The sequence below is a fragment of the Pluralibacter sp. genome (genome assembly GCF_019237635.1).
Lineage (GTDB): Bacteria > Pseudomonadota > Gammaproteobacteria > Enterobacterales > Enterobacteriaceae > Enterobacter_B.
Genome location: NZ_JAFAGS010000154.1, coordinates 58,095 through 80,471, shown reverse-complemented (window position 1 = coordinate 80,471; position 22,377 = coordinate 58,095). Strand labels below are relative to the sequence as shown.

General features: G+C 52.7%; 31 protein-coding genes and 1 pseudogene. 26 read left to right on the top strand and 6 right to left on the bottom strand.

Features of this window, described 5'->3' with window-relative positions:
* Window positions 1-118 precede the first annotated feature (118 nt).
* The 8 genes and pseudogenes from JO226_RS18165 (at window position 119) to JO226_RS18130 (ending at window position 4,693) form a co-directional block, all read left to right on the top strand.
* Window positions 119-343 (top strand): hypothetical protein, encoded by a 225-nt coding sequence (locus tag JO226_RS18165; protein WP_293640928.1) that lies wholly within the window; start codon window positions 119-121, stop codon window positions 341-343.
* Window positions 344-378: 35 nt separating this feature from the next.
* On the top strand, window positions 379-888 hold the full coding sequence (locus tag JO226_RS18160) for a phage regulatory CII family protein (RefSeq protein ID WP_293640926.1): 510 nt from the start codon (window positions 379-381) through the stop codon (window positions 886-888).
* A gap of 7 nt (window positions 889-895) precedes the next feature.
* Window positions 896-1,096, top strand: coding sequence for a phage filamentation protein Fil family protein (locus tag JO226_RS18155; RefSeq protein ID WP_293640924.1), 201 nt, complete (start codon window positions 896-898; stop codon window positions 1,094-1,096).
* Window positions 1,060-1,398, top strand: coding sequence for a DUF5347 domain-containing protein (locus JO226_RS18150; RefSeq protein WP_293640922.1), 339 nt, complete (start codon window positions 1,060-1,062; stop codon window positions 1,396-1,398). The genes JO226_RS18155 and JO226_RS18150 overlap by 37 nt, the downstream gene beginning before the upstream one ends.
* Before the next feature lie 64 nt (window positions 1,399-1,462).
* Window positions 1,463-1,696, top strand: a complete 234-nt coding sequence (locus JO226_RS18145) for a DUF2732 family protein (RefSeq protein WP_293640920.1) — start codon at window positions 1,463-1,465, stop codon at window positions 1,694-1,696.
* Window positions 1,696-2,166, top strand: coding sequence for a hypothetical protein (locus tag JO226_RS18140; RefSeq protein ID WP_293640917.1), 471 nt, complete (start codon window positions 1,696-1,698; stop codon window positions 2,164-2,166). Before JO226_RS18145 ends, JO226_RS18140 begins: the two co-directional genes overlap by 1 nt.
* Window positions 2,166-4,394 (top strand): annotated as a pseudogene (locus JO226_RS18135) (replication endonuclease). The gene JO226_RS18140 and the pseudogene JO226_RS18135 overlap by 1 nt, the downstream one beginning before the upstream one ends.
* Before the next feature lie 113 nt (window positions 4,395-4,507).
* On the top strand, window positions 4,508-4,693 hold the full coding sequence (locus JO226_RS18130) for a hypothetical protein (protein ID WP_293640914.1): 186 nt from the start codon (window positions 4,508-4,510) through the stop codon (window positions 4,691-4,693).
* Window positions 4,694-4,735: 42 nt separating this feature from the next.
* Here JO226_RS18130 and JO226_RS18125 read toward each other — a convergent pair whose 3' ends face one another.
* From JO226_RS18125 to JO226_RS18110, 4 genes are all read right to left on the bottom strand, one after another.
* Complete coding sequence (locus JO226_RS18125; protein WP_293640911.1) at window positions 4,736-5,383, bottom strand: HEPN domain-containing protein; 648 nt, start codon at window positions 5,381-5,383, stop codon at window positions 4,736-4,738.
* Window positions 5,384-5,385: 2 nt separating this feature from the next.
* A complete protein-coding gene (locus JO226_RS18120) occupies window positions 5,386-6,582 on the bottom strand; it encodes a DUF262 domain-containing protein (protein WP_293640908.1) in 1,197 nt (398 codons plus the stop codon).
* 390 nt (window positions 6,583-6,972) lie between these two features.
* Complete coding sequence (locus tag JO226_RS18115) at window positions 6,973-8,010, bottom strand: phage portal protein (RefSeq protein WP_293640906.1); 1,038 nt, start codon at window positions 8,008-8,010, stop codon at window positions 6,973-6,975.
* Window positions 8,010-9,779 carry a terminase ATPase subunit family protein gene (locus tag JO226_RS18110; protein ID WP_293640903.1) on the bottom strand — a complete coding sequence of 590 codons (1,770 nt, stop codon included), beginning with the start codon at window positions 9,777-9,779 and terminating at the stop codon, window positions 8,010-8,012. Before JO226_RS18110 ends, JO226_RS18115 begins: the two co-directional genes overlap by 1 nt.
* A gap of 164 nt (window positions 9,780-9,943) precedes the next feature.
* On the opposite strand from JO226_RS18110, the gene JO226_RS18105 reads away from it, so the two are divergent.
* The 18 genes from JO226_RS18105 to JO226_RS18020 all read left to right on the top strand — a co-directional run bounded on the left by JO226_RS18105 (window position 9,944) and on the right by JO226_RS18020 (window position 21,261).
* Entirely contained in the window at window positions 9,944-10,807 is an 864-nt protein-coding gene (locus JO226_RS18105; RefSeq protein WP_293640900.1) for a GPO family capsid scaffolding protein, read from the top strand.
* Between the two features lie 31 nt (window positions 10,808-10,838).
* A complete protein-coding gene (locus tag JO226_RS18100; protein WP_293640897.1) occupies window positions 10,839-11,999 on the top strand; it encodes a phage major capsid protein, P2 family in 1,161 nt (386 codons plus the stop codon).
* Window positions 12,000-12,002: 3 nt separating this feature from the next.
* Window positions 12,003-12,764 carry a terminase endonuclease subunit gene (locus JO226_RS18095; RefSeq protein WP_293640895.1) on the top strand — a complete coding sequence of 254 codons (762 nt, stop codon included), beginning with the start codon at window positions 12,003-12,005 and terminating at the stop codon, window positions 12,762-12,764.
* A 97-nt stretch (window positions 12,765-12,861) separates the two neighbouring features.
* Window positions 12,862-13,362: a head completion/stabilization protein gene (locus tag JO226_RS18090; RefSeq protein ID WP_293640893.1), complete on the top strand. Its 501-nt coding sequence runs from the start codon at window positions 12,862-12,864 to the stop codon at window positions 13,360-13,362.
* Window positions 13,362-13,565 carry a tail protein X gene (locus tag JO226_RS18085; RefSeq protein ID WP_293640891.1) on the top strand — a complete coding sequence of 68 codons (204 nt, stop codon included), beginning with the start codon at window positions 13,362-13,364 and terminating at the stop codon, window positions 13,563-13,565. Before JO226_RS18090 ends, JO226_RS18085 begins: the two co-directional genes overlap by 1 nt.
* The gene (locus JO226_RS18080; protein ID WP_112933340.1) at window positions 13,556-13,777 is read left to right on the top strand and encodes a primosomal protein; all 222 of its coding nucleotides are present in this window, start codon (window positions 13,556-13,558) and stop codon (window positions 13,775-13,777) included. The genes JO226_RS18085 and JO226_RS18080 overlap by 10 nt, the downstream gene beginning before the upstream one ends.
* Entirely contained in the window at window positions 13,761-14,270 is a 510-nt protein-coding gene (locus JO226_RS18075; protein WP_293640888.1) for a lysozyme, read from the top strand. Before JO226_RS18080 ends, JO226_RS18075 begins: the two co-directional genes overlap by 17 nt.
* The gene (gene lysB, locus JO226_RS18070) at window positions 14,267-14,680 is read left to right on the top strand and encodes an Rz-like lysis system protein LysB (protein ID WP_293640885.1); all 414 of its coding nucleotides are present in this window, start codon (window positions 14,267-14,269) and stop codon (window positions 14,678-14,680) included. The genes JO226_RS18075 and lysB overlap by 4 nt, the downstream gene beginning before the upstream one ends.
* On the top strand, window positions 14,580-14,825 hold the full coding sequence (lysC, locus tag JO226_RS18065) for an Rz1-like lysis system protein LysC (RefSeq protein WP_293640882.1): 246 nt from the start codon (window positions 14,580-14,582) through the stop codon (window positions 14,823-14,825). The genes lysB and lysC overlap by 101 nt, the downstream gene beginning before the upstream one ends.
* On the top strand, window positions 14,788-15,204 hold the full coding sequence (locus JO226_RS18060; protein WP_293640879.1) for a phage tail protein: 417 nt from the start codon (window positions 14,788-14,790) through the stop codon (window positions 15,202-15,204). Before lysC ends, JO226_RS18060 begins: the two co-directional genes overlap by 38 nt.
* Window positions 15,201-15,653, top strand: a complete 453-nt coding sequence (locus JO226_RS18055) for a phage virion morphogenesis protein (protein WP_293640876.1) — start codon at window positions 15,201-15,203, stop codon at window positions 15,651-15,653. The genes JO226_RS18060 and JO226_RS18055 overlap by 4 nt, the downstream gene beginning before the upstream one ends.
* A gap of 58 nt (window positions 15,654-15,711) precedes the next feature.
* Window positions 15,712-17,061 (top strand): DUF4062 domain-containing protein, encoded by a 1,350-nt coding sequence (locus tag JO226_RS18050; protein WP_293640874.1) that lies wholly within the window; start codon window positions 15,712-15,714, stop codon window positions 17,059-17,061.
* A 70-nt stretch (window positions 17,062-17,131) separates the two neighbouring features.
* Entirely contained in the window at window positions 17,132-17,773 is a 642-nt protein-coding gene (locus tag JO226_RS18045; protein WP_293640871.1) for a phage baseplate assembly protein V, read from the top strand.
* Window positions 17,770-18,117 (top strand): GPW/gp25 family protein, encoded by a 348-nt coding sequence (locus JO226_RS18040; RefSeq protein WP_112933333.1) that lies wholly within the window; start codon window positions 17,770-17,772, stop codon window positions 18,115-18,117. The genes JO226_RS18045 and JO226_RS18040 overlap by 4 nt, the downstream gene beginning before the upstream one ends.
* A gap of 4 nt (window positions 18,118-18,121) precedes the next feature.
* Complete coding sequence (locus JO226_RS18035; protein ID WP_293640865.1) at window positions 18,122-19,030, top strand: baseplate assembly protein; 909 nt, start codon at window positions 18,122-18,124, stop codon at window positions 19,028-19,030.
* Window positions 19,023-19,634, top strand: a complete 612-nt coding sequence (locus tag JO226_RS18030; RefSeq protein WP_293640862.1) for a phage tail protein I — start codon at window positions 19,023-19,025, stop codon at window positions 19,632-19,634. Before JO226_RS18035 ends, JO226_RS18030 begins: the two co-directional genes overlap by 8 nt.
* Entirely contained in the window at window positions 19,631-20,866 is a 1,236-nt protein-coding gene (locus JO226_RS18025; protein ID WP_293640859.1) for a phage tail protein, read from the top strand. Before JO226_RS18030 ends, JO226_RS18025 begins: the two co-directional genes overlap by 4 nt.
* Window positions 20,866-21,261 carry a tail fiber assembly protein gene (locus JO226_RS18020; protein WP_293640856.1) on the top strand — a complete coding sequence of 132 codons (396 nt, stop codon included), beginning with the start codon at window positions 20,866-20,868 and terminating at the stop codon, window positions 21,259-21,261. Before JO226_RS18025 ends, JO226_RS18020 begins: the two co-directional genes overlap by 1 nt.
* On the opposite strand, the gene JO226_RS18015 is transcribed toward JO226_RS18020, so the two are convergent.
* Together JO226_RS18015 and JO226_RS18010 are read right to left on the bottom strand one after the other, a co-directional pair.
* The gene (locus JO226_RS18015) at window positions 21,245-21,844 is read right to left on the bottom strand and encodes a tail fiber assembly protein (RefSeq protein WP_293640853.1); all 600 of its coding nucleotides are present in this window, start codon (window positions 21,842-21,844) and stop codon (window positions 21,245-21,247) included. The genes JO226_RS18020 and JO226_RS18015 overlap by 17 nt on opposite strands.
* Window positions 21,844-22,353, bottom strand: coding sequence for a phage tail protein (locus JO226_RS18010; RefSeq protein ID WP_293640850.1), 510 nt, complete (start codon window positions 22,351-22,353; stop codon window positions 21,844-21,846). The genes JO226_RS18015 and JO226_RS18010 overlap by 1 nt, the downstream gene beginning before the upstream one ends.
* Window positions 22,354-22,377: the final 24 nt, after the last annotated feature.

Sequence of the window (22,377 nt, the reverse complement as noted above, 5' to 3'; positions counted from 1 at the left end):
ATCCAAGTTATCGCAAAAATCCAATTTGACACCTTAAATAAATAAGATTAGATTTTGCTTGAAACTGAAAAATGCACGCCAATGCACTGTAATTACACTTAACAGAGAATAATCACTTATGACTCCACAAATTGCAATCCCGTCCGGCGCAGACCTCATGACATATGACGAATTTGCTGAGCGCTATGGCTACAGCCTTCGCACTGTAAAACAGATGGTTGCTGATGGTGACTTACTCATCATGCCTCGTAAAAAAGACGGAGGTGCTGCGCGTATCAACATGGTTGCCTTCCGTGCTCGCCTTCTGGCACAAGGCCTCAACTGCCGCTATGTGACTGCCTGAAAAACTCGATTATTTAAGATTTGAAGGAAAAGCGCATGTTTGATTTTCAAGTTTCCAAACATCCCCACTATGACGAAGCATGCCGGGCTTTTGCGCAACATCACAACATGACGAAGCTGGCCGAGCGTGCGGGTATGAACGTTCAAACGTTACGTAACAAGCTCAACCCGGAACAGCCTCACCAGTTCACGCCACCTGAATTGTGGCTGTTGACTGACCTGACAGAAGACTCAACCCTTATTGATGGCTTTCTCGCTCAGATTCATTGCTTACCTTGCGTGCCGGTGAATGAATTGGCGAAGGATAAATTACAGACCTATATCATGCGTGCTATGGGCGAGCTCGGCGAGCTGGCGACCAATGCAGTATCAACTGAACGCATGACTTCAGATCGCAAGTACAGCATGGTTGAGAGTGTAAATTCGGGTATTCGCATGTTGTCTCTTTCCGCCCTGGCGTTACAAGCTCGCCTACAGGCTAACCCGGCCATGTCGAGCGTCGTCGATACCATGACCGGCATCGGCGCAACATTCGGTTTGGTGTGAGGTGGTTATGCTGACTAAAGAGCCATCTTTTGCATCACTACTCGTTAAACAAAACCCATCGATGCATTACGGCCATGGCTGGATTGCAGGTGATAAAGGTAAGCGCTGGCATCCGAGCCGGTCGCAAGCTGACTTACTGGCTGGATTGTCGACCAATAAGCAGGAGGAATCATGGCTCTCGAAGCTGTTGAACTGTCTGCGCCACTGAACGCCGGTGAACGATTGGCCGGTTTGAATCATATCGCTGAGTTACGCGCTAGGTTTTGGGGTGATGGCTGGAAAGAGGTCGAGCTGTTTATCCGCGATATGCGCAATAAACGTGATCCACTGTTTGAAGAGAATAGCCGCGCAATGGCCGCAATATTCTTTCTGGCAAAAATACCGACAGCTCGTCATGAGCTCGAATTAAGTGAGCTGACGACTGACGAGAAAAAAGCGCTTATTACAGCGATGAATCATTTTCGTGCAGTGGTGAGTTTATTTCCAAAACGGCTAACCATGCCGAACTAACCCACAACAGAAATTAATGGCGTAAACCCGCCGGGCACTCTTTTGCCCAAATTCAGGAGGTTTTATGAGTCGAACTATTTTCTTATCAACGCCGAGCAGTACTGATGATGACGTATTAGCGGCCTTGTTTAAAGAGGCCAAAAAAGAAGAGCGCAAAGACCGCGCTTTAGCCGTTTCAATCCGCCTCGAGGCTCTGGCCGTTCATATTACCCATACAGGTATGAACGGTGCAGAAGCAGCTGAACTTCTGCGCCGCGAAGCCACCCGCTACGAAAACGAATCACAGGAGTTGCACTAATGAGCAATGACAAAGGGTGCTGCGGTATCTGCGCTGATTGCGTACCGCAAATTGATGGTGGCTCTGGATTTCATAATTGTGCCGATGCTCATGCAGCGCAATTAGCAGAGGATAAAGCGGTACTGAATGACCAACCACTAACCGACAGTGAGCTGACTCGCCTGATTTGGGGGCTGAAAGCTGAAGGTTTTCACCAGCGTTTACTGGCAGGATTGATTGAACTTCAGGAGCACAGAGAAGCCGCAAAACCACTTACAGGAATTGACCTTGAAAGTGCAGTAGATCGCCTCGCTGAAAATCGAGATAAAACTCGCGGCGCTCGAAGCACCAGTGAGCAAATCGCTTTTTACGACGGGTACCGAGCAGGAGCAGAAGCAGGATTAAACGCCCCCAAATTACCCCTATCCGATGCTGAGAAAATCGAGCTTCGAGCTCGTGTGCACAGGACGCGTCAAGGGTATGAGAGTTGATGTATAGCTCAATGGCCTACGCTTACCCGTGGAACGCTCCGCGATCGGCTATAGCGAGCCCATATCTTACCTATGACCAACAACAACGCCGCAATCGTATGTTTGCGGCTTTGCTGCATGCTCGAAAGGTACTTTCTCTTCAGCCCGATAGTGTTCGCTTTGATGTTTACCGCACTGCTGCGGTGCTGGAGCAAAATCAGGGCAGTCAGCGAGCCAATGCCTTTTTAATCAGCTTCTGTAAAAAGGCATTGCCGCGCCTCGAACTGGTCGAAAAAAAATATGAATGTACTGGCATTAACAAGAATTTATCTGCTCATGTTTTTGGTGGTCAGTTTGATACACAGTTAGTTCAGTATCTGGCATCGCGTATGGTCAATATGGTGGCGCGATACAATCGCCTACCGGATATGACACGCGCCGATATTGATTTGCTCGCCGCTGATATAGCTAATTTCATTCGTGGTGAACTTGCCAATATTGATGACAGCGATTCCGGTGAGCTAAAAACGCTTTATACCTGGTACATGCGTGCCGGGTATATCTCACGCCAATTCAACGTTACCCCTCCCCACTGGGAGCGAGTGACACGCAAAGTCTTCAATCAGGATGATATTGCCCCCGCCGTTATTCGTATGTTTACCGAGGCATGGTGGCGCGGCCGTCTTCGTCGCGTTGCGGCTGCATGGCGCGAACATCTGCAAATTGCCGTCGGCAATGTCAGCAAGAAAAAACACACATATGCGAGTAAAAACTGCGTCACCGACTGGCGCGAGCAGAAGCGCCGCACCCGTGAGTTTCTCAAAGGGCTGGAGCTCGAAGACGAAGACGGCAACCGTATCAGCCTGATTGAAAAATATGATGGCTCCGTTGCTAACCCTGCTATTCGCCGCTGTGAACTCATGACCCGCATTCGCGGATTTGAAAATATCTGTAATGAGCTCGGTTATATCGGGGAGTTTTACACTCTGACTGCGCCGTCTAAATATCACGCCACGATTAAAGCGGGTTACCGTAACAGTAAATGGAACGGTGCCAGCCCGTCAGACACGCAAAGTTATCTTACTGGTCTATGGGCGCGAATCCGGGCAAAGCTACACCGCGAAGACATCCGCATTTTCGGGATCCGTGTAGCTGAGCCACACCATGATGCAACCCCTCACTGGCATATGCTGATGTTTATGTTGCCTGAAGATGTCGAGCGTGTTCGCCTCATCATTCGTCAATATGCGTGGGAAGAAGACCGCCACGAACTGAAGAGTGATAAAGCCAAAAAGGCGCGCTTTCACGCCGAAGCTATCGACCCGGAAAAAGGCAGCGCGACCGGCTATGTCGCAAAATACATTTCGAAAAATATCGATGGTTATGCGCTCGATAGTGAAACCGATGATGAAAGCGGCGAGCTGTTAAAAGAGACTACACCGGCGGTTTCCGCATGGGCTGCACGGTGGCACATTCGTCAATTTCAGTTTATCGGTGGCGCGCCGGTAACCGTCTACCGCGAGTTGCGTCGCCTTGCTGATACCGAGACCGCTCACGGCCTCAGCGTTGAGTTTGCTTCTGTTCATGATGCGGCTGACGCTGGTGATTGGGCTGGTTATGTCAATGCTCAGGGTGGGCCATTCGTGCGCCGTGATGACTTGCAGGTACGCACATTGTACGAGCCACGCGCCGAGTTTAATCAGTACGGCGAGGAAACTGTCGCTATCCGTGGTGTTTACGATTCTGTCATCGGTGCCGGCACCCCAATTTTAACCCGACTAACGCAATGGAAGATTGTTCCGAAGCGCGCCGTTGATTTGGCCGTTGACCTTCAGGACGGCTTTGCCGTCCCTCGGAGTTCTGTCAATAACTGTACGGGAAGCGAAAGCGATCCACCGATACAGGATTTAACAAAACCTCTAAGTCGGCGTGAAAGACGAGAACTGACGAACCGACTCAGGAAGCAAAAGCCAGCAATACGACGAAAATTCATCCACGGAACGGATGAGCAAAACGCAATTGTAGCGAAAACTATCGACAAGATACATCTGACAACCGGCATCACTATCAGCCGTGGCGAAGCCCTGCACCTGATGGCGGGTGGTAAAAGTTGTTTTGATGGCATATGGATACGCGGAACGGCCAAAGGAGAAATATTTTCCGCTGCACCATAGCATCAGGCTAAGGCCAGGAGAATCCTCAAACGTGTTGCTGGTCTGGGTGAAATATCAAAACTATCATCTGGGTAATTCGTATCCATATCATAAACATACAGCACCTGCGCGTTTCATTTTTTTCTTCCCATCTTTTATCAATACGTGATACTGTATAAATATACAGTAACCATATTGGGAGGGATTTCATGTTTGGGGAGCATTTCAGCCGAACGCAGCAAAAGTGGGCTTGTGTGCAATTTATTGCCGAGGTATCTCTGATTGCAAACTGCAAACCAGCAGACTTAAAGCTCGCACTCACTCTCATTGCTGACCTTGCAAACAGAGAAAATGAAAGCAACAATGATGAGGATTTATTTCATCGTATAGAATAATGTTTTAAAGAAAAGCCATGTAAAAAATACATGGCTTACAATTTACATCCCTTCTTTTATCATAACTAATTTTTGATCTAACTCACGAAAGCAATCCAATATAAAGTTAACATCATCCAATTCATCCTTAGGATTTATTTGCTGATTAACCTTTGCAGACAAATGAGCTATCTCACCACGCTTCGAACCAAAGCTATCTAATTTTGGTAACATCTGAGGTTCAAGCTCATCAATGTCAACACCTGTTGGTAATATTAATGATTTGAAGTTTTTTGCCTTAATCCCATGATTCGAGCTAATTTTATTTATGAATTGCTTGCTAGCAATATTCATGATTTCACTTAGAGAATCTTTTGGGTTAGTTCTTGCCCGGGATAAGTCAATTAGCTCTTGGTTGCTTTGTTCATCACCAACAGACCAGCAACTATGATACGCGGCAAGAAATGACACAATCGTCATAGACGGTACTTTATTTCTATTCCATTGCTGCAAAGCATATAGCACAGTACCTTTAGAAATATCCTCCAGATAAGATTCAAACTCAGCATGGGTCAACAAGCGGTAGCCCTTTGCCATATCTAGCTGCATAGATTCGTATTCACCAATAGGAGAAAACTCAGCAGGAAGTAAGTGTCTCCTTAACTCACCCAATCTTTCCTGCAATGCAGTAAAACGCTCAGACTCTGCCATAATCACACCACTTTTATTCTATTAGCAGCCTCATCAAATTCGAGAGTTGGCAATTTAGTATTTAGCAGTACATTAAGCTCATTAAACCATACTGAAATTCTAGTGTATGTTGATTTTAAGCTTTTCGTTGTAGTTTCAATCGACGAAAGGAAGCTATAGTTATCATGACAAAGCCTTTTAAAAAGCGCCTCAACCTCAGCTTCTCTGCCGATAGTAGCAGTTCTAACTTCTGAATGAGAAAAAGAGAGTGTCATTATATCAAAAATAGCTCTGTTGAATTTCCTTTCATAATCGCCAGCAAACCACTTTCTATAACTGTTAGTATCAAAAACTTTCAATATTGCTTCATGGGCAAAATTCAGCTGTTCAAAGTGCTCTATCACCATACTTTCAACACGCGCCCAATCCCTATTAAAATTCAAACATGTATTATCTAAGAACTTCTTAAGATCTCCTGCGTAATCCGGAAGGAAATTTTTGAGAGCATAGTATCTCAATAACAATTCATTATCACGCATACGGAAATCAGGTTTCTTTAGCTTCAATATATTGATAATTGCTTTGTTATCTGGAGCACAAGCATCGATAAAGGAAACAAAAGGTCCGGGATGAAGGGCTTGCCGTAGCTCTTGAGGTGCCAATTGGACACTGCCAGTGTTAAGACGCAAAAACACATGATAAAGAAATTCTTCACTCGGCCAGTTTTTAATTACAACAGTTCTTATTGGTTGATTCTCAAACGCCGCTACATCATTATAATAACCAGCATCCTCTTTAAGGTCGTGCAGATTTTTTCCTTTGAGGTCCGTTCTAATCTCTAAACCGCTTAACTTTAGGGGCTCATAAATTTCATCGTCTTTTTCTGCTGCAAATTGACGGATACTTAACAATCGTTGTTTCCCATCAAGGACTATATATGCACCTCTTTGCTCCTTTCTTTCAGCTAAAACTAACTGTGGTATTGGCAAACCTAATATCAATGACTCAATGAAATTACTTTTTCTTGATTTATCCCACGCATCGCGTCGCTGAAAATCAGGATTAAGCTGAATATTGTTTTTATTAATTTGGTTAATAATAGTTTCCGTTGTCCAGTCGGTGCCGCTAACTACAGCAGCAGAGAAGTCAGTTCCCTCGACTAGCTCAACATCGTCTTCGTTTTCAGCCTGCTCATCATACTCAATAAAATGTTCTGACATTCGTTCCCCCACCAGTACAGGTCTTAAGGTGTGTAATACCCAATATTAGTCACAAAACCTACAGAGTCTGCTGCAATATTATCTCGCATCAAAACGCATGCAGTAAGGAATGTAGTTTTTATCACCTAAGCTCCCATGATATCTCTATGCGTCGCTCTCATGCAATTGCATTAAAACCGCCCCCTGAAGCGGGCAGGCGTGGCGGGGTAAGCATTGCGCACTGAGGCGGGTATTTAATTTATTTATTCAGCGCCTGAGCGCGTCCCTGTGGCGTTGTCGTGGTCTCGGGTGAGTAATGAGGTGCGGTGAAGCGGCGACGGCGTGTCGTGGCGCTGAGGACGTTGTGTGAGGTGGGGGTAAAGCCGCCACGACGGGCGGCGTAGGGTGTGATTATTCGGCGGGATCCAGCGTGTATTTTTCGAAGCGGATAATCTCTTCACCCGCCCACTCGTTCAGCTCCATGAAGCGCGCCTGTAGCGGCGTAAGCTCGTTACGCACAAAGACCTTTGCCACTTTCTCAACGTCGCCCACTGAGCCGACGTTCTCCGGCTTGCCGCCCATCAACTGGAACGGGATACGGTGTGCGTCAAGCAGGTCAGCGGCGCTGACTTTCTTGATGTTAAAAAAATCATCTTTCGTCGCGACTTCGCTCAGCGGCACAATTTTAATCCCGTCCGGTTTACCGTGCGGCGCGTAGAAAAACAGATTCTTAAAATTGCCGAGTCCTTTCGAGTCACGCATCGCCTTTCGCAGTGCCTCGACGTCGGTGCTGCTTTGTGCCGCGTCGGTCACGTACATGATGTACCCGGCATGGGCGCCGTTCTGGTAATACTTGCGGCGGAACAGTGTCGCAGACTCATTCAGCCAGGCTGAATTGAGCGCGCTCAGGTATTCCGGCATCCCGTAGAGCTCCTGATTAATATCGGGCTCGAGCAGGTGAAAAACGGAACCGGGCGCGAACTGGTGCGGCTGTGTGTAGCTCTGAATATACCAGTACACATCATCCTCGATGCCACGGCGGGTGTATTTCGCCGGTGAGGTTTCCAGCTTTAACGGCTTGCCGGTCAGGCTGCGACGCTCTTCGATAAACGCATTACCAAACACCAGATAATCGAGTGCGAACCGGGTGAAGTCCTGACGGGATAACAGCGGGTGCGGGATGTAGGTCGACACCAGAATATTACGCTTCACGTAAATCGGTGAGCTGTGGTGAACGGCGGCGCGCATGCTCTTCGCCAGCCCGGAGAAACTCACCGGCGGCTCGTACCACTGACCGTTATCGATACACTCCACATAATCGAGAATGTCGCGGCGATCGAGTACCGGCGTCGGTTCGCCGAAGGTGAACGCTTCCATGCTCTGTGCCGGTGCGGCGGTGTGATTTTCGGTGCGCGGCGGCTGCTGGCGCTTGTTGCGTTTCTTGCTCATCAGTTCCACTCCATAATGCTGGATGACTGTTCGCCGGTCGCGGCGGTCAGCGGCTCATTGATTAATACGTGCATGGTTGCCCACGCGAGGTCTGCGTGACTGGCTTCCTCGGTGCGGCTGGCCTCATAGGTCGAGCTGCGGCCGCTGCTGGTCATGGTTTTACGAATCGACATAAACGACTGCGTGAGGTCGGTCGCGCTGACGTCGTACTCGAGGCAACCGCGGCGAATGGTGTCTTTTGCTTTCAGCACCATCGCGGTTTTCATTTCCGGCGTGTAGCGGATTTCACGCGCTGCCGGGTAGAACGAGCGCACGAGCTGGAAGACCCCCTGACCGAGCCCGGTCGCATCGATGCCGATGTATTCGACGGTGTATTTCTGCGTGAGCTCGCGAATGGATTCGGCCTGTTGGGCAAAATCCATCCCTTTCCACTGATGACGCTCGAGGATTCGGAACCGGCCACCGGCGACCACCGGCGGTGCGATGACGACGCAACCGGCGCTGTCGCCACGCAGTGACGGGTCGTAACCAATCCACACCGGGCGGTGACCGAATGGCCGGTCGGCGAAGGGCTGGTAGTCCTCCCATTTTTCGAGGCTGTCGACCATGCAACGCTGGAGTTCTTCGAACGGGAAGACCGACGCTTTATCGTCGACGAACTCGCACATAAACAGGTTGCGGAACTCATCGACGCTGTTCTCGCGCTTCAGCGTATCGATGTTAAACAGGGTGCACCCTTTGGCGAGCGCGTCCTCGATGGTGACAATCTGCCGCCACTGGCCGTCAGGACAGGCGACGCCCTTCGCCAGTGCGGCGTGACTGATATCGATATCGACGCGCTCGCTCTTGTCTGAACGCCCCTTGTTGAACTGCTCACCCGACCAGAACGGATAGGCACCGTGTGCCAGCGACGACGGGGTCGAGAAATAGGTCGTGCGCAAGTGCTCCTGTGACGACATGCCACCGGCGACGCGCTTCAGCTTCTGAAAATTCGGTATCCAGAAAATTTCGTCGACATACAGGTCGCCGTTGTGGCTCTGTGCCGTGTTGGCATTGGTGCCGAGAAACATCAGCTCCGCGCCGTTGTTCCCGAGCACAATCGGGTCGCCGGTGAGCTCGACGCCGACCTGTCGGGCAAAGGCGATGATGTATTTTCGGAATACATAGGCCTGCGTCTTACTGGCTGATAAAAAAATCTGGTTGTGGCCGGTCTTCAGCGCCTGCAACAGCGCTTCACGCGCAAAGTAGAACGTCGCGCCAATCTGACGCGATTTCAGGATGTGCCGGATGCGGTGCGCCAGCCCCGCGCGCCACCACTCGAGCTGATAGTCGAAAGACTGGTCGAGGAAAATCTCTTCGAGTTTTTCGATAGCCTCGTCGCTGAAAAAGTTCTTTTTCGGTTTCTTCTTTTCCCCTTTGTTGCGGTTGGCCACCTTCGGGTTTAAATCCGCTTCGTTGCCGGTCTGGCCGTAGCGGTTAACCCGCGCGAGGCGCTCCATCTGGCGTGCCAGAAAATCCGCGACCTTAAAGTCGTGTGCTGTCAGGTCAGGCTTAGCGTAGAGCTGAATCAGCCGCGCCTCGAGCGTGAATTCGACCCGGTTTAACGGGGCGGTCTCTTCCCATTTATCCCGCTGTTTCCAGCTCTGCACCGTGGGGCGCTTGACCTGCAACTGCTCCGAAATTTGTGGCACGGAATAGCCCTGCCAGAACAAAAGCGCGGCCTGTCGTCGCGGGTCGCTGAGTAGTGATGTGTCGGTGGTAGTGGTCATAAAACCTCACTGTGATGAGTACACGGCAAGGCTAAAGATTCAGGGGGGATGAATCGCTAAACCCCTGTTGTGTCAGGGGGTGCACTTCTGTAACCGGTGGCTGGCGAGGGGCTGAGTCGGGAAACTACATCCGACCCGATAACCCAACTCAGGACACCTGACTCATGGCTAAAAAAGTTTCGAAATGGTTTCGCATCGGCGTCGAGGGTGACACCTGCGACGGTCGCGTCATCAGTGCAACCGATATTCAGGAAATGGCCGACGGTTTTGACCCGCGCGTCTACGGCTGTCGTATCAACCTCGAGCATATCCGCAGCGTTATTCCTGACACCCCGTTTTGCCGTTATGGCGATGTGGTGGAAGTGAAAGCGGAAGTGATCGACGACGATTCGGCGCTCAACGGCAAGCTGGCGCTGTTCGGTAAAATCGCGCCGCTCGACAATCTGGTCGCGATGGTGGCGAAAGGCCAGAAGGTTTACACCTCGATGGAGATCCGCCCGAACTTCGCCAACACCGGCAAATGCCACCTCATCGGGCTGGCGGTGACCGACGACCCGGCAAGCCTCGGCACCGAATACCTGCAATTCTGCTCAAACGCACAGCAAAACCCGCTGGCCGGGAAGAAAGACCAGCCCGGTGACCTGTTCTCTGTGGCGACCCTTGCCGAACTGGAATTCGAAGACCAGCCCGACACCATCATCACCCGTCTGAGCGACACCGTAAAAAGCATCTTCAGCCGCAAACAGGCCAGCGACGACGCGCGATTCGGTGACGTGCACGAAGCCGTGACCGCCATCGCCGAGCAGGTACAGACCAGCGGCGAAAGCGCCGGGGTACGTTTCAGCCAGCTTGAAACCGAGCTCGCCGACGTCAAAAAGGCGCTGACCGAACAGGCCGCAGCCACCTCGCAGCAATTCAGCACCATCAAAATCACGCTGGAAAACACCGAAGACAAGACGCAACCGCGTCGCAAGTTAAGCGCCGGTGGCGACGGTGATTCGGCAGGCTCCACGCTGACCGACTGCTAACCCCTGATAAACCCGAAGGAATACAAAACCCATGCGTAAAGACACCCGTTTTAAATTCAATCAGTACCTGAGCCGTATCGCCGAACTGAACGGCATCGCGGTCAGCGATCTCAACAAAAAATTCACCGTCGAGCCGTCGGTGACGCAGACCCTGTTTGACAAAATTCAGCAGTCGTCCAGCTTCCTGAAGCTCATCAACATGGTGACCGTTTCCGAGCTGACCGAGGAGAAAGTCGGTATCGATGTGACCGGCTCCATTGCCAGCACCGCTGACACTGACGGCGGTGTCGAGCGTAAAACCGCTGATTTCGCGAAGCTCGATGCGTACCGCTATTTCTGCCACCCGGTGAACTTTGACTATCACCTGAAGTACAACAAGCTCGACCTGTGGGCGCGTTTTCAGGATTTCCAGATCCGTATTCGCAACGCCATCATCAGGCGTCAGGCGCTGGACTACATCACCATCGGTTTTAACGGTGTGAGCCGCGCGGCGACCTCCGACCGTGCCAAAAACCCGTTACTTCAGGACGTGGCCGTCGGCTGGTTGCAGAAATACCGCAACGACGCGCCCGAGCGTGTGATGTCGGCCATCACCGACGATGACGGCACCGTGATTTCCAATACCATCAAGGTGGGGAAAGGCGGTCATTACGCCAACCTCGACGCGCTGGTGATGGATGGCTTCGAGTCTCTGGTCGCGGAAATTCACCGCGAAAACCCGGAAATGGTGGTTATCTGTGGTCGCCGTATCCTGACCGACAAATACTTCCCGATGATTAACAAATTCCAGGCGAACAGCGAACAGCTCGCCGGTGAGCTGATTATCAGCCAGAAAACCATCGGTCAGCTTCAGGCGGTGCGTGCGCCGTTCTTCCCGGCCAACAGCGTTTTTATCACCACGCTCGATAACATTTCGATTTATCTGTACGAAGACGGCCACCGCCGCCATATCGTCGAGAATCCGAAACTGGATCAGGTGGAGAACTACGAACAGGTCAAAGTCGATTTCGTCATCGAGGACTACGAGGCAGGGTGTCTGATTGAAAATATCGAGATCCTCGAGCCTGAAGAAACCGCCACCACGGCGCCCGTGAGTGCGGAAGTCTTTGCGGCGGAGATGGTCAAGGCGATGCAGTCTCTGACCGGCACTGCACCGGCTGAAACCAAAACCACTGACGGCGCGGAGGCGTAACCGATGGCAACCCCCGCACAGCGTCACGCGATGCGGGTCTCGGCTATCAGGGCATCGCAACGGGATAACGCCCCGTTGCGACATGCCTCAGCTTACGAGCAAATGCTCGTCAAGCTGGCCGCAGACCGCCGGACGCTATCAGACATTCGCTCAAAAGAACGTAAAGCGGATAAAAAACGCGAATTACTCCCGCTGTACCTGCCGTGGGTCGCTGGCGTACTGGAAAGCGGCACCGGCGCACAGGATGACATCCTGATGACGGTGATGCTCTGGCGTCTGGATGCGGGGGATATCACCGGCGCTGTCGAGATTGCGCGCTATGCGCTGCGTTTCGGTCTGTCGATGCCGGAAAACCATTCCCGCCCCGCGCCTTACATGCTGGCCGAAGAGGTCGCGCTCGCGGCACTCCGCGCCCGTATCGCCGGGGAGCCAGTCGACGCCGTGCTGCTGCTTGAGGTCATCAGCCTGACCGATACCGCCGACATGCCTGACGAAGTGCGCGCCCGACTGCATAAGGTCACCGGTCTGACGTTGCGTGATGCGGGTCAGCGTCCTGACGCGCTGGCACACCTGCAACGCGCACTTCAGCTCGACACTAACGCCGGTGTTCGCAAGGACATTGAAACCCTCAGTCGTGAACTGAACCCGAAGCCGGTCGTCGTCAAAAAAGCGGCACCGAAAGCCGCCGCGAAAAAGGCACCCGCGAAAAAACAAGATTCACCGGTGAAACGAGGGCGGGGACGTCCGAAGAAAGTCACCGGTTAACCGAACGCGCCCCGCGCCGGGCGGCACGCTGGTCAATGTCGGTGATTCACCGCAACTGCGACTGGCGTCCACCGCCCACCTAATTACTGAGGTAGTCATGACCCCGATTGTGATGAACAACCCGACGCAACCGCGCGACCAGATGGTCATCCCGCCTGCGCCGGTCGAGGAGCCGGTGATTAAAAACACCGCCTTTTTCCCTGACGTTGACCCGAAGCGCATGCGCGAAGAAATGCGCCTCGAGCAGACCGTGACGCCGGTACGTCTGCGCCGGGCGATTAAAACCGCGATGGCCGAGACCAACGCCGAGTTAACCGACTGGCGCGACCTTCAGCTCGCCGCCGGTTACCTGCGCCTCGAGGATGTGCCGACGGATGAGCTCGACGGCGAAAGTGTGCGGGTTTTTCACTACTTCAACGCCGTTTGCTCGATGACGACCGCGACGCTGTACGAGCGTTACCGGGGCGTAGATGCCAGCGCCAAAGGGGATAAAAAGGCCGACAGCATCGAGGACACCATCGATGAAATGTGGCGTGACATGCGGTGGTCGGTTGCCCGAATCCAGGACAAAGCGCGCTGCATCGTGGGGCAAATCTGATGAACGTTATCGCGCATCAGGGCGACACGCTCGACACGTTATGTCAGCGCCATTACGGGCGCACTGAGGGTGTGGTCGAGGCGGTATTAACGGCCAATCCGGGTCTCGCTGAGCTGGGCGTCATCCTGCCACATGGCACGGTGGTCAGTCTGCCTGAAGTGGACGCCGCGCCGGTATCGGAGACCGTGAACCTGTGGGACTGACGATGGAAAAAATCACGACCTTTCTGACCTACTGGCTGTCCGTGGCGCTGGCGTATTTCGGTACGCAGACGCCCGAAAAGCTGGCGATTTTTATCGGGGGTGGCTGTGCCATTTTTACCGCGCTGGTGAATTTCTGGTACCGCCGTCAGACGTATCGCTATCTCGTTTCAATGGGGACTGATAAGGGGGTTATTCGTGGCCTCAATCGTTAAACGTTGCAGTGTGGCTGTCGTGCTGGCGCTGGCGGCACTGGTGCCTGATTTTCGTTTGCTTCACACCTCGCCGGAGGGGCTCGCGCTGATTGCCGACCTCGAGGGTTGCCGGTTGCGCCCTTACCAGTGCAGCGCGGGCGTGTGGACGTCAGGCATTGGCCACACTGCCGGGGTGGTGCCGAAACGGGATATCACCGAGAAAGAAGCCGCCGCGAATCTGGTCGCCGACGTGCTGAACGTCGAGAAACGCCTCGCGGTCTGTGTGCCGGTGCAGATGCCGCCCGCCGTCTATGACGCGCTGGTCAGCTTCGCGTTTAACGTCGGCACCGGCGCGGCCTGTCGCTCAACGCTGGTTTATCACCTGAAGCACCGGCAATGGTGGCAAGCCTGTGACCAGCTCACCCGCTGGGTGTTTGTGAATGGCGTCCGTAGTACCGGCCTCGAAAATCGCCGCTCTCGCGAGCGTACTTACTGCCTGAAGGGGGCGCAATGAAAACGCTGATTGTGTTGTTGGTGCTGGCCGTGGCCGGGTTGCTCTGGATGCGCCACGAAAACGCCAACCTGACCCGCTCATTTGAACGGGCGAACAAAGTCGCCGGTGAGCAAAAGACGGTGATTAGCATGCTGAAAAGTCAGATTAAAACCGCCCACCGCATCCGTAGTGAAAACGAAACCGCTCAGGTCTTACTGCGCGGTGAGCTCATCGATGCTGGCGCCCGGGCGCAACGTCGGGAACAGACCATAACGAGGTTACTCAATGAAAACGAACAGCTTCGCCGCTGGTATAGCGCTGATTTGCCTGATGCTGTGCGCCGGTTGCACCAGCGCGCCGCCTGTGCCGACGCCGGTGATTGTTTACAACGCCTGCCCGAGGGTCAGCCTGTGCCCGATGCCGGGAAGTGACCCGGCCACCAATGGTGACCTGAGCGCGGATATACGCCAGCTCGAAAGCGCCCTTGAGCGCTGTGCGCTTCAGGTCAGAACCGTGAAAAACTGCCAGGATAAAATCGATGTACAAGCCGAAGAGTCTGCGAAAAGCCTTAACTGACGCCGTGCCGGTGCTGGCGCGTAACCCCGATATGATGCGCATTTTTATCGATAACGGGAAACTGGCCTCGACACTGGCGGCGTCGCTGTCGTTCGAAAATCAGTACACGCTCAATGTCGTGGTGACCGATTTCACCGGCGATATCGAGCTGCTGCTCGTACCGATTCAGGCATGGTTACGCATTCATCAGGCCGACATCATGACGACCGATGAGGGGCGTAAAAAGGGCTTCACCTATTTTGCCGATATCAACGATAACGACAGCGCCGATATCAGTATCAGCCTGATGCTGACCGAGCGCACCATTGTCCGTGAGGATGGCGATAAGCTACACGTTGAATCGGTGCCGGAACCTCAGCCGCCTGAGCCGCTGGTATGAATGACTTTAAACCGTTTGAGGATAAGCTCGCGGGGCTGATTGCGGCACTCTCCCCGACCGCCCGACGTAAGATGGCCGCAGATATCGCGAAGACCCTGCGAACCCGACAACAGCGCCGGATTAAAACGCAGAAAGCGCCCGACGGCACCCCCTACGCCGCGAGAAAGCGCCAGCCGGTGAAAGCAAAGAAAGGCCGGGTTAAGCGGGAAATGTTCGCCAAACTCCGCACCAGTCGCTTTATGAAAGCCACGGCAGGAAATGACGCCGCAGTCGTGGAATTTACCGGCAAGGTGCAACGGATGGCGAATGTGCATCAGTACGGCCTCAAAGATAAGCCAGGGCGAAACAGCGAATCGGTTAAATACCCTGCTCGTGGTCTACTGGGGCTTTCTAATGATGATGGGCAACTCATTGAAGAATTGATTCTGACCAGTTTAGAAAAACTGTAGATTAGCTTTGGGTTTTCTCTTTTTTTTGGTATTTTCTTTCTCATGAAAAGGAGGGGTTATGGACGAAAAAAAATACCAAATATTTGTTAGTTCAACTTATGAAGATCTATTTAAGGCACGTAAAAAAATCATTGAAACTGTATTGAGCTTATATCACTTCCCAGTTGGCATGGAAATGTTTAGCGCTGATGATTCTGAACAATGGGAGGTTATAAGGGAAACAATAGAAGGAAGTGATTATTATATCATCATAATCGGTCATAGGTATGGTTCTGTCGCTTCAACGGGGTTAAGTTACACTGAGATGGAATATGATTATGCTAAATCCTTAGGCATTCCGGTACTTGCATTTATACGAGATAGGAATGTCGGGACATTACCAAATGAACGTGAATCCGATCCTCAAAAGAGTGCAAACCTAGAACGTTTTATTGAAAAAGCTAAAGCTAACAAAATGTGTAATTTTTGGGAGTCTATGGACGATTTAGCTACTCAAGTTGCTATTGCACTCCCCAAAGCAATGCGAAGAACGCCACGGGTCGGATGGGTTCGAGGGGATCAGGTCACCCCAAAAGAGGTGTCTAATGAGTTAGCTGAACTATCCACGGAGAATAGAAAACTTCGAGAGAAGCTAAGGGAATATGAAAGTCAACTTACCTCTGATATGCCAGTGTTAAAGTTATTGATGCTGGAAGAAAAACTTATCCTTACGTTACCTGAAGATGGATTTGAACAAAAATACATACCGTCTTTAAATCGAAGTGATGTGCCGCATGAATATAATGAACTAATAACTCACGAGCAGATTGATGAATACAATAATAAATTACCATCAGATAAAGAGATAGATTCTTATAATAAAAAGCTGTTCTTGTTTAAGTGTCGAGAAGAATGTTCCCATACAATATCCCCAACATTAGAGAATTTAGGGAAAAAGGTCGCAAGTGATATTCATATCGATATCGAATTACCAAGTTTTATAGCGGCACTCAATTATGATAATGAAGATATCTTCACAAAAAAGCCAACCATCGACATTCCAATGAGTCCGGTGGAAAGTGAGCGAAAAAAACAGCAAGCGAGGAAGCATATAGGTGATGTCAGAAAAAGCTTATTGAGTGGGAAATATTTTGGTGGCTCGATCCTATCCGCTGACTTGGAAAAATTCACACTACCTAATGTATTTGACCGAATTCAACCAGTAAACGCCTCGAATTGGATTAGCTATGATGGGAACAGGGTAACGCTCCGAGCCAAGAAATTATTACAAAGTCTATCGCTAACGTTCGATGAATTGACATTAATTCCGATTTCAGAAGGTCAAGGGGTAATAAAATTTAAGATCGTTTGTGAGGAATTGAAGGAGCCTATTACTTTCAGCCGGGAGATCTCTGTAGCGCCTCACTAGCATGTTGTGTGACAGGTCATAAAACCCACATCAATTGCCGCTCAGAGCACCGGGCGGCATCCTTCCCTGTATGAATACTCTCGCAACTCTTCAGGAATTATCGCGCCTCCTGCGCAACATGATCCGCACCGGCGTCATTGTCGAAATCGACCTCGATGACGGCCGCTGTCGTGTCCAGACTGGCGGCATTGTTACTGACTGGCTTCAGTGGCTGACGGCTCGCGCCGGTCGCTCTCGCTCGTGGTGGGCGCCGTCCGTGGGTGAGCAGGTTGTCGTGTTTGCCATTGGTGGCGAGCTCGATACCGCCTTTGTGCTGCCCGGTATTTTCTCTGATGACCACCCCGCACCGTCGGCGTCGGCTGATGCATTTCACATCACCTTCCCTGATGGGGCGGTTATTGAGTACGAGCCGGAGACCGGCGCGCTGACCGTGAGCGGCATTAAAACCGCAGACGTGACGGCATCGGATTCCATCGCCGTGACGGTGCCGGTGGTGACAGTGAAAGCCGAGACCCGTATCACCCTCGATACCCCGGAAGTGGTCTGCACCAACAAACTGACGACCGCCGAGCTCGAGGTCACCAAAGGCGGGAAGATGAGCGGCAATATCGCGCACACCGGCGGCAAATTCACGTCAAACGGCGTGGCGGTGGATAAGCACGGTCACGGCGGTATTCAGCGCGGCGGTGACTGGACGGAGGGTACGAAATGACGACCCGTTATATCGGCATGAATCGCGAGACCGGGCGCGCTATCACTGACGCTGAGCACATCAGTCAGAGCTGTGGCGACATTCTGCGAACGCCGGTCGGCTCTCGCGTGATGCGGCGCGATTATGGCTCGCTGCTGTTCTCCCTGATTGATATGCCGCAGACCGACGCGCTGAAGCTGCAAATTATGTGCGCCTGTTATATGGCGCTGCTGAAGTGGGAGCCGCGCATCAGCATCAGCGCGCTGACGGTCGAGCGCCAGTTTACCGGCCAGATGGTTGTCGACCTGACCGGCGAGATAAAAGCCACCGGCAAACCACTTTCTTTAACCATCCCTGTGAGTTGAATCTATGGCAACCATCGACCTGAGCCAGCTCCCCGCGCCCGACTTCGTGGAAACGCTGGACTTTGAAACCATTCTCGCGGAACGCAAAGCGACGCTGGTCTCGCTTTATCCTGAAGAGCAACAGGACGCTGTTGCGCGCGCTCTCGCCCTCGAGTCTGAGCCACTGGTGAAGTATCTGGAGGAAAACACCTATCGTGAGGTCATCTGGCGTCAGCGTGTGAACGATGCCGGGAAAGGCTGCACACTGGCCTATGCGAATAATAACGATCTCGACGTCATGGCCGGTAACAACAACACCGCGCGTCAGGTTGTGACGCCTGCCGACGACAGCACCATCCCGCCGACACCGGCGGTCATGGAATCTGACGCTGATTTACGGCTACGCGCACAACAGGCGTATGAGGGGCTCAGCGTGGCTGGCCCGGTCGGCGCATATGAATACCACGGCCGCAGCGCTGACGGGCGGGTCGCTGATATCTCGGTTGTCAGCCCGTCACCGGCCTGTGTGACCATCACCGTACTTTCACGCGAGGATGACGGCACCGCATCCGATGATCTGCTGGCCGTCGTGGAAAAAGCGCTGAACGCTGAAGAGGTGCGCCCCGTAGGCGACCGGGTGACGGTGCAGAGTGCTGAAATCGTGCCGTACCAGATTGACGCAACCCTTTATTTTTATCCGGGGCCGGAAGCCGAGCCTATCCGTCAGGCCGCTGAAGAAAAACTCAAAGCGTATATCACCGCACAACAGCGACTGGGCCGCGACATTCGTCAGTCAGCCATTTATGCCGCCCTTCACGTCGAAGGGGTGCAGCGTGTCGAACTGACCGCGCCACTGGCTGACATTGTGCTCAGTAAATACCAGGCATCCTGTTGCACCGAATACAGCATCGCTGACGGGGGTGCCGATGAGTGATAACCGGCTGTTGCCCGTTGGCTCGTCGGTGCTGGAGGTTGCCGCCGCCCGCGCGGCCGCAGATATCGAGCGTGTGCCGGTACCGCTTCGCACGTTGTGGAACTGGCGCACCTGCCCGGTGCGGTTGCTGCCCTATCTGGCGTGGGCGTTTTCGGTTGACCGGTGGGATGAGAACTGGCCGGAGGCGACAAAACGTAGCGTTATCGCTTCGGCATTTTACGTTCACGCCCACAAAGGCACCATCGCCGCATTACGGCGCGTGGTGGAGCCGCTGGGCTATCTGATTGAAGTTAAGGAGTGGTGGGAACTCAACGAAGAGCCGGCAACTTTCCGGCTTGTGGTAGGCGTACTCGAGACCGGCATCACCGATGAGATGTACCTCGAGCTCGAGCGGCTGATTGAAGGGGCAAAACCGGCAAGCCGACACCTGACCGGGCTCGCTATCAGCCTGAGCACCACCGGGCGCGCTTATGTGGGCGCAAGCTGCTACGACGGCGACCTGTTAACCGTTTATCCCTATGCCGCCGGGGAAATTGTCGTCGGTGGTGAGTTTTATCCGGCTTCGGCCATTCATCTGATTGATAACCTGCGAGTAAGCGCATGACAACAAAATATTTTGCCATCCTGACCAATCAGGGCGCGGCGCGACTGGCAAACGCGACCGCGCTCGGTACCAAACTGAATATTACACAAATGGCCGTCGGTGACGGAGGCGGTACATTGCCGACCCCTGACCCGGCTCAGACAAAGCTCATTAACCAGACCCGCATTGCGCCGATTAATTCACTGGGCGTGGATGCTAACGATGCCGGTCAGATTATTGCCGAGCAAATTATCCCGGAAAATGAGGGCGGTTTCTTCATCCGTGAAATCGGTCTTTATGATGACGATGGCATTTTGATTGCTGTTGCCAACTGCCCGGAAACCTACAAGCCGTTACTGGCCGAGGGGAGCGGTCGAACGCAGACCATTCGCATGATTCTTGTTGTCTCGAGTACGTCGGCGATCACATTAAAAATCGACCCCTCAGTCGTGCTGGCAACCCGAAAATATGTCGACGATGCGGTCATCGAGGTAAAGAGCTATGTCGATAAGCAGGTCAAAGCGCATGAGGCGAAAGCGAATCCACACTCTCAGTATCCGCTTATCAAGAATGCGCTCAAAGAAATGGCCGACGCCGGACTGATTGACAAAGTTCTCGAAAACCTTCATTTATCAGGAGGGCTGGCGAGTGACGTTGTCGGTCGGTTAATAGGTGTTCGTGTCTACAACGCGTCCACGTTGTATGTGGAGACGCCAGGGACAAAAACATTGCTGTCGATCATCACCGGAGCCGGTGGTAGTGGTGGAAACTGCCAGGCAACAAATACAACACAGACCTTCTCTGGAGCAGGCGGCGGCGCAGGCGGGACATGCTTTGGGCTCTTCAACCTGTCTGACATCGTGAACAGGACAATTACGATTGGCGCGGGTGGTACAGGTCAGAACGATGGCGGGAATACGACATTTGCCGGGATGGTCGCGGGCGGCGGTCGTAAAGGTGGTTATACATCGTCGACATCCACGCCAGGCGGCGCTGGCGGAACAGCTACCGGGGGCATTCTGAACATTACCGGTGGTATAGGTAATGACGGTCAGGCGGGCGCTTACTTCATAAATGGCAGTGGTGGCGGCAGTCTGTGGGGAAGCGGAGGACGCTCTGGTAACGGTCGCGGGACTAACGCACAGGTACCTGGCGGCGGCGGCGGTGGCGCATATGATGTTGCGTTCACCAATACAGTATATCAGGGCGGTAATGGCGCATCTGGTGTGGCATTTATTCTGGAGTTTGCATAATGAGATATGCACTAATCAGCACTGGCACTGTAGAAAATATTGTCGTTTGCGAGCAGGCAGAACAGGCAACTGGGCTGTTTCCAGATGTTGACGTTGTGAATATTGACGGTGAGGACGTGGGTCCTGGCTGGGCATATGCTGACGGTATTTTCACTGCGCCTGCGGTACCAGAGCCGACACCAGAGGAACTGATTACGCAGGCTGAACAGCAGAAAGCAGCATTACGTCAGACCGCTGAATCTGAAATTTCATGGCGACATGATGCCGTTGATGCTGGGATAGCGACGGCGGAGGAAGCCGCCGCGCTGGCTGAATGGAAGAAATACCGGGTGCTGTTGATGCGTGTCGATACATCCAAAGTCCCCGATGTTGAATGGCCTACGCAGCCGGTTTAACGGGCCAGCTAATGGCAGGTGCTGTGCTGGTATCAACCTTCGTCAGTCCGTAGCGGTACCGCTGCCATGCGGCAAGCTTTGGTTTGTCGGCATCATCGATATAGCCACCTGCCGCAGCGTCTGACAGCGGCACGATAACCGCAGAGGCTTCAGCCAGTAACGCCGTTTTCTGCTGTTCCGCTGCATCCACTTCCGCCGCGTGCTGTGCGCTGGTATCCGTCACCCACTCGCTGCCGTTCCACTTATCGTATGATGTTGCCGGTGCCAGTGGGGTGACACCTTCCGGGTAATCACCCGGCATGGATATCATCATCGGTTTTCTGGTGCTGGTACTCCAGACCGTTTCCCCCCGATGGTCAGCGGCGTACTCCCATGCGGTCAGGTCTGCCGTGCGGCAAATGACATACCCCTCTTTGCCGTCCCCCGGTGCGTCAGGGCATGAGTGAGCAGGAACGCCAACGCCTACAGCCAGATATTCAACTGACGAAGAAAGATATTCTCGTGTCCCGCCATCGAAGTTAAATACAGTGATATCACCAGCCGCAGTAGCAATATTATTGTTATCTAAAATAGCCTTCGCCATTATGCAGCCCTCACGATGTAGTTAAACGCAATATTACGCGGGCGAGCAATGCCGGCTATGTTTGTCTGAATGGTATTGCTGCTGTTGGTTGACGCAATCACCGCGATATAACACCCGGTCATTTCTGCGGCAGTCGCCGTGTCCATTCCCCACAGCGCAGTGCTATTCAGTAAGTTATTAATACCCACTACGTTTGGAGTAGATAAACCATCATCGCCAGGAATAACGCTCCCCTTCTGACTTGACAGAAGGACACGCGAAGAATCAATCCCGCGCCCATCATCCCAGCCCCGAATAAACTCAGCCCGTAAATCAGGCAAAACCAGCGCAGGGTAAACCCGTGCCAGTTTTGGGTATTGCGCCGCTGTAAACGCTGCGCCGTTGCATTTCAGCCATCCCGTTGGGGCTGTTGCTGTCGGCCATGGAACCGGGACGCCAACAGGTAAAGCTGAGCCATCTCCCAAACCAACGTTTAAGAAAATGCAGTTTTCCCGCATGGCTGGCATCATTCGGGCTTTTGCTTGAGGGAAAAC

Bases quoted from the DNA above. Each gene is read 5' to 3' on its own strand.
- JO226_RS18025 (WP_293640859.1), top strand. From the start codon at position 19,631: ATGACAACAAAATATTTTGCCATCCTGACCAATCAGGGCGCGGCGCGA.
- JO226_RS18105 (WP_293640900.1), top strand. From the start codon at position 9,944: ATGGCTAAAAAAGTTTCGAAATGGTTTCGCATCGGCGTCGAGGGTGAC.
- JO226_RS18045 (WP_293640871.1), top strand. From the start codon at position 17,132: ATGAATACTCTCGCAACTCTTCAGGAATTATCGCGCCTCCTGCGCAAC.
- JO226_RS18145 (WP_293640920.1), top strand. From the start codon at position 1,463: ATGAGTCGAACTATTTTCTTATCAACGCCGAGCAGTACTGATGATGAC.
- JO226_RS18140 (WP_293640917.1), top strand. From the start codon at position 1,696: ATGAGCAATGACAAAGGGTGCTGCGGTATCTGCGCTGATTGCGTACCG.
- JO226_RS18050 (WP_293640874.1), top strand. From the start codon at position 15,712: ATGGACGAAAAAAAATACCAAATATTTGTTAGTTCAACTTATGAAGAT.
- JO226_RS18055 (WP_293640876.1), top strand. From the start codon at position 15,201: ATGAATGACTTTAAACCGTTTGAGGATAAGCTCGCGGGGCTGATTGCG.
- JO226_RS18020 (WP_293640856.1), top strand. From the start codon at position 20,866: ATGAGATATGCACTAATCAGCACTGGCACTGTAGAAAATATTGTCGTT.
- JO226_RS18110 (WP_293640903.1), bottom strand. From the start codon at position 9,779: ATGACCACTACCACCGACACATCACTACTCAGCGACCCGCGACGACAG.
- JO226_RS18130 (WP_293640914.1), top strand. From the start codon at position 4,508: ATGTTTGGGGAGCATTTCAGCCGAACGCAGCAAAAGTGGGCTTGTGTG.
- JO226_RS18150 (WP_293640922.1), top strand. From the start codon at position 1,060: ATGGCTCTCGAAGCTGTTGAACTGTCTGCGCCACTGAACGCCGGTGAA.
- JO226_RS18035 (WP_293640865.1), top strand. From the start codon at position 18,122: ATGGCAACCATCGACCTGAGCCAGCTCCCCGCGCCCGACTTCGTGGAA.
- JO226_RS18125 (WP_293640911.1), bottom strand. From the start codon at position 5,383: ATGGCAGAGTCTGAGCGTTTTACTGCATTGCAGGAAAGATTGGGTGAG.
- JO226_RS18040 (WP_112933333.1), top strand. From the start codon at position 17,770: ATGACGACCCGTTATATCGGCATGAATCGCGAGACCGGGCGCGCTATC.
- lysB (WP_293640885.1), top strand. From the start codon at position 14,267: ATGAAAACGCTGATTGTGTTGTTGGTGCTGGCCGTGGCCGGGTTGCTC.
- JO226_RS18030 (WP_293640862.1), top strand. From the start codon at position 19,023: ATGAGTGATAACCGGCTGTTGCCCGTTGGCTCGTCGGTGCTGGAGGTT.
- JO226_RS18090 (WP_293640893.1), top strand. From the start codon at position 12,862: ATGACCCCGATTGTGATGAACAACCCGACGCAACCGCGCGACCAGATG.
- JO226_RS18085 (WP_293640891.1), top strand. From the start codon at position 13,362: ATGAACGTTATCGCGCATCAGGGCGACACGCTCGACACGTTATGTCAG.
- JO226_RS18155 (WP_293640924.1), top strand. From the start codon at position 896: ATGCTGACTAAAGAGCCATCTTTTGCATCACTACTCGTTAAACAAAAC.
- JO226_RS18160 (WP_293640926.1), top strand. From the start codon at position 379: ATGTTTGATTTTCAAGTTTCCAAACATCCCCACTATGACGAAGCATGC.
- lysC (WP_293640882.1), top strand. From the start codon at position 14,580: ATGCTGTGCGCCGGTTGCACCAGCGCGCCGCCTGTGCCGACGCCGGTG.
- JO226_RS18100 (WP_293640897.1), top strand. From the start codon at position 10,839: ATGCGTAAAGACACCCGTTTTAAATTCAATCAGTACCTGAGCCGTATC.
- JO226_RS18060 (WP_293640879.1), top strand. From the start codon at position 14,788: ATGTACAAGCCGAAGAGTCTGCGAAAAGCCTTAACTGACGCCGTGCCG.
- JO226_RS18165 (WP_293640928.1), top strand. From the start codon at position 119: ATGACTCCACAAATTGCAATCCCGTCCGGCGCAGACCTCATGACATAT.
- JO226_RS18115 (WP_293640906.1), bottom strand. From the start codon at position 8,010: ATGAGCAAGAAACGCAACAAGCGCCAGCAGCCGCCGCGCACCGAAAAT.
- JO226_RS18015 (WP_293640853.1), bottom strand. From the start codon at position 21,844: ATGGCGAAGGCTATTTTAGATAACAATAATATTGCTACTGCGGCTGGT.
- JO226_RS18120 (WP_293640908.1), bottom strand. From the start codon at position 6,582: ATGTCAGAACATTTTATTGAGTATGATGAGCAGGCTGAAAACGAAGAC.
- JO226_RS18095 (WP_293640895.1), top strand. From the start codon at position 12,003: ATGGCAACCCCCGCACAGCGTCACGCGATGCGGGTCTCGGCTATCAGG.
- JO226_RS18010 (WP_293640850.1), bottom strand. From the start codon at position 22,353: ATGATGCCAGCCATGCGGGAAAACTGCATTTTCTTAAACGTTGGTTTG.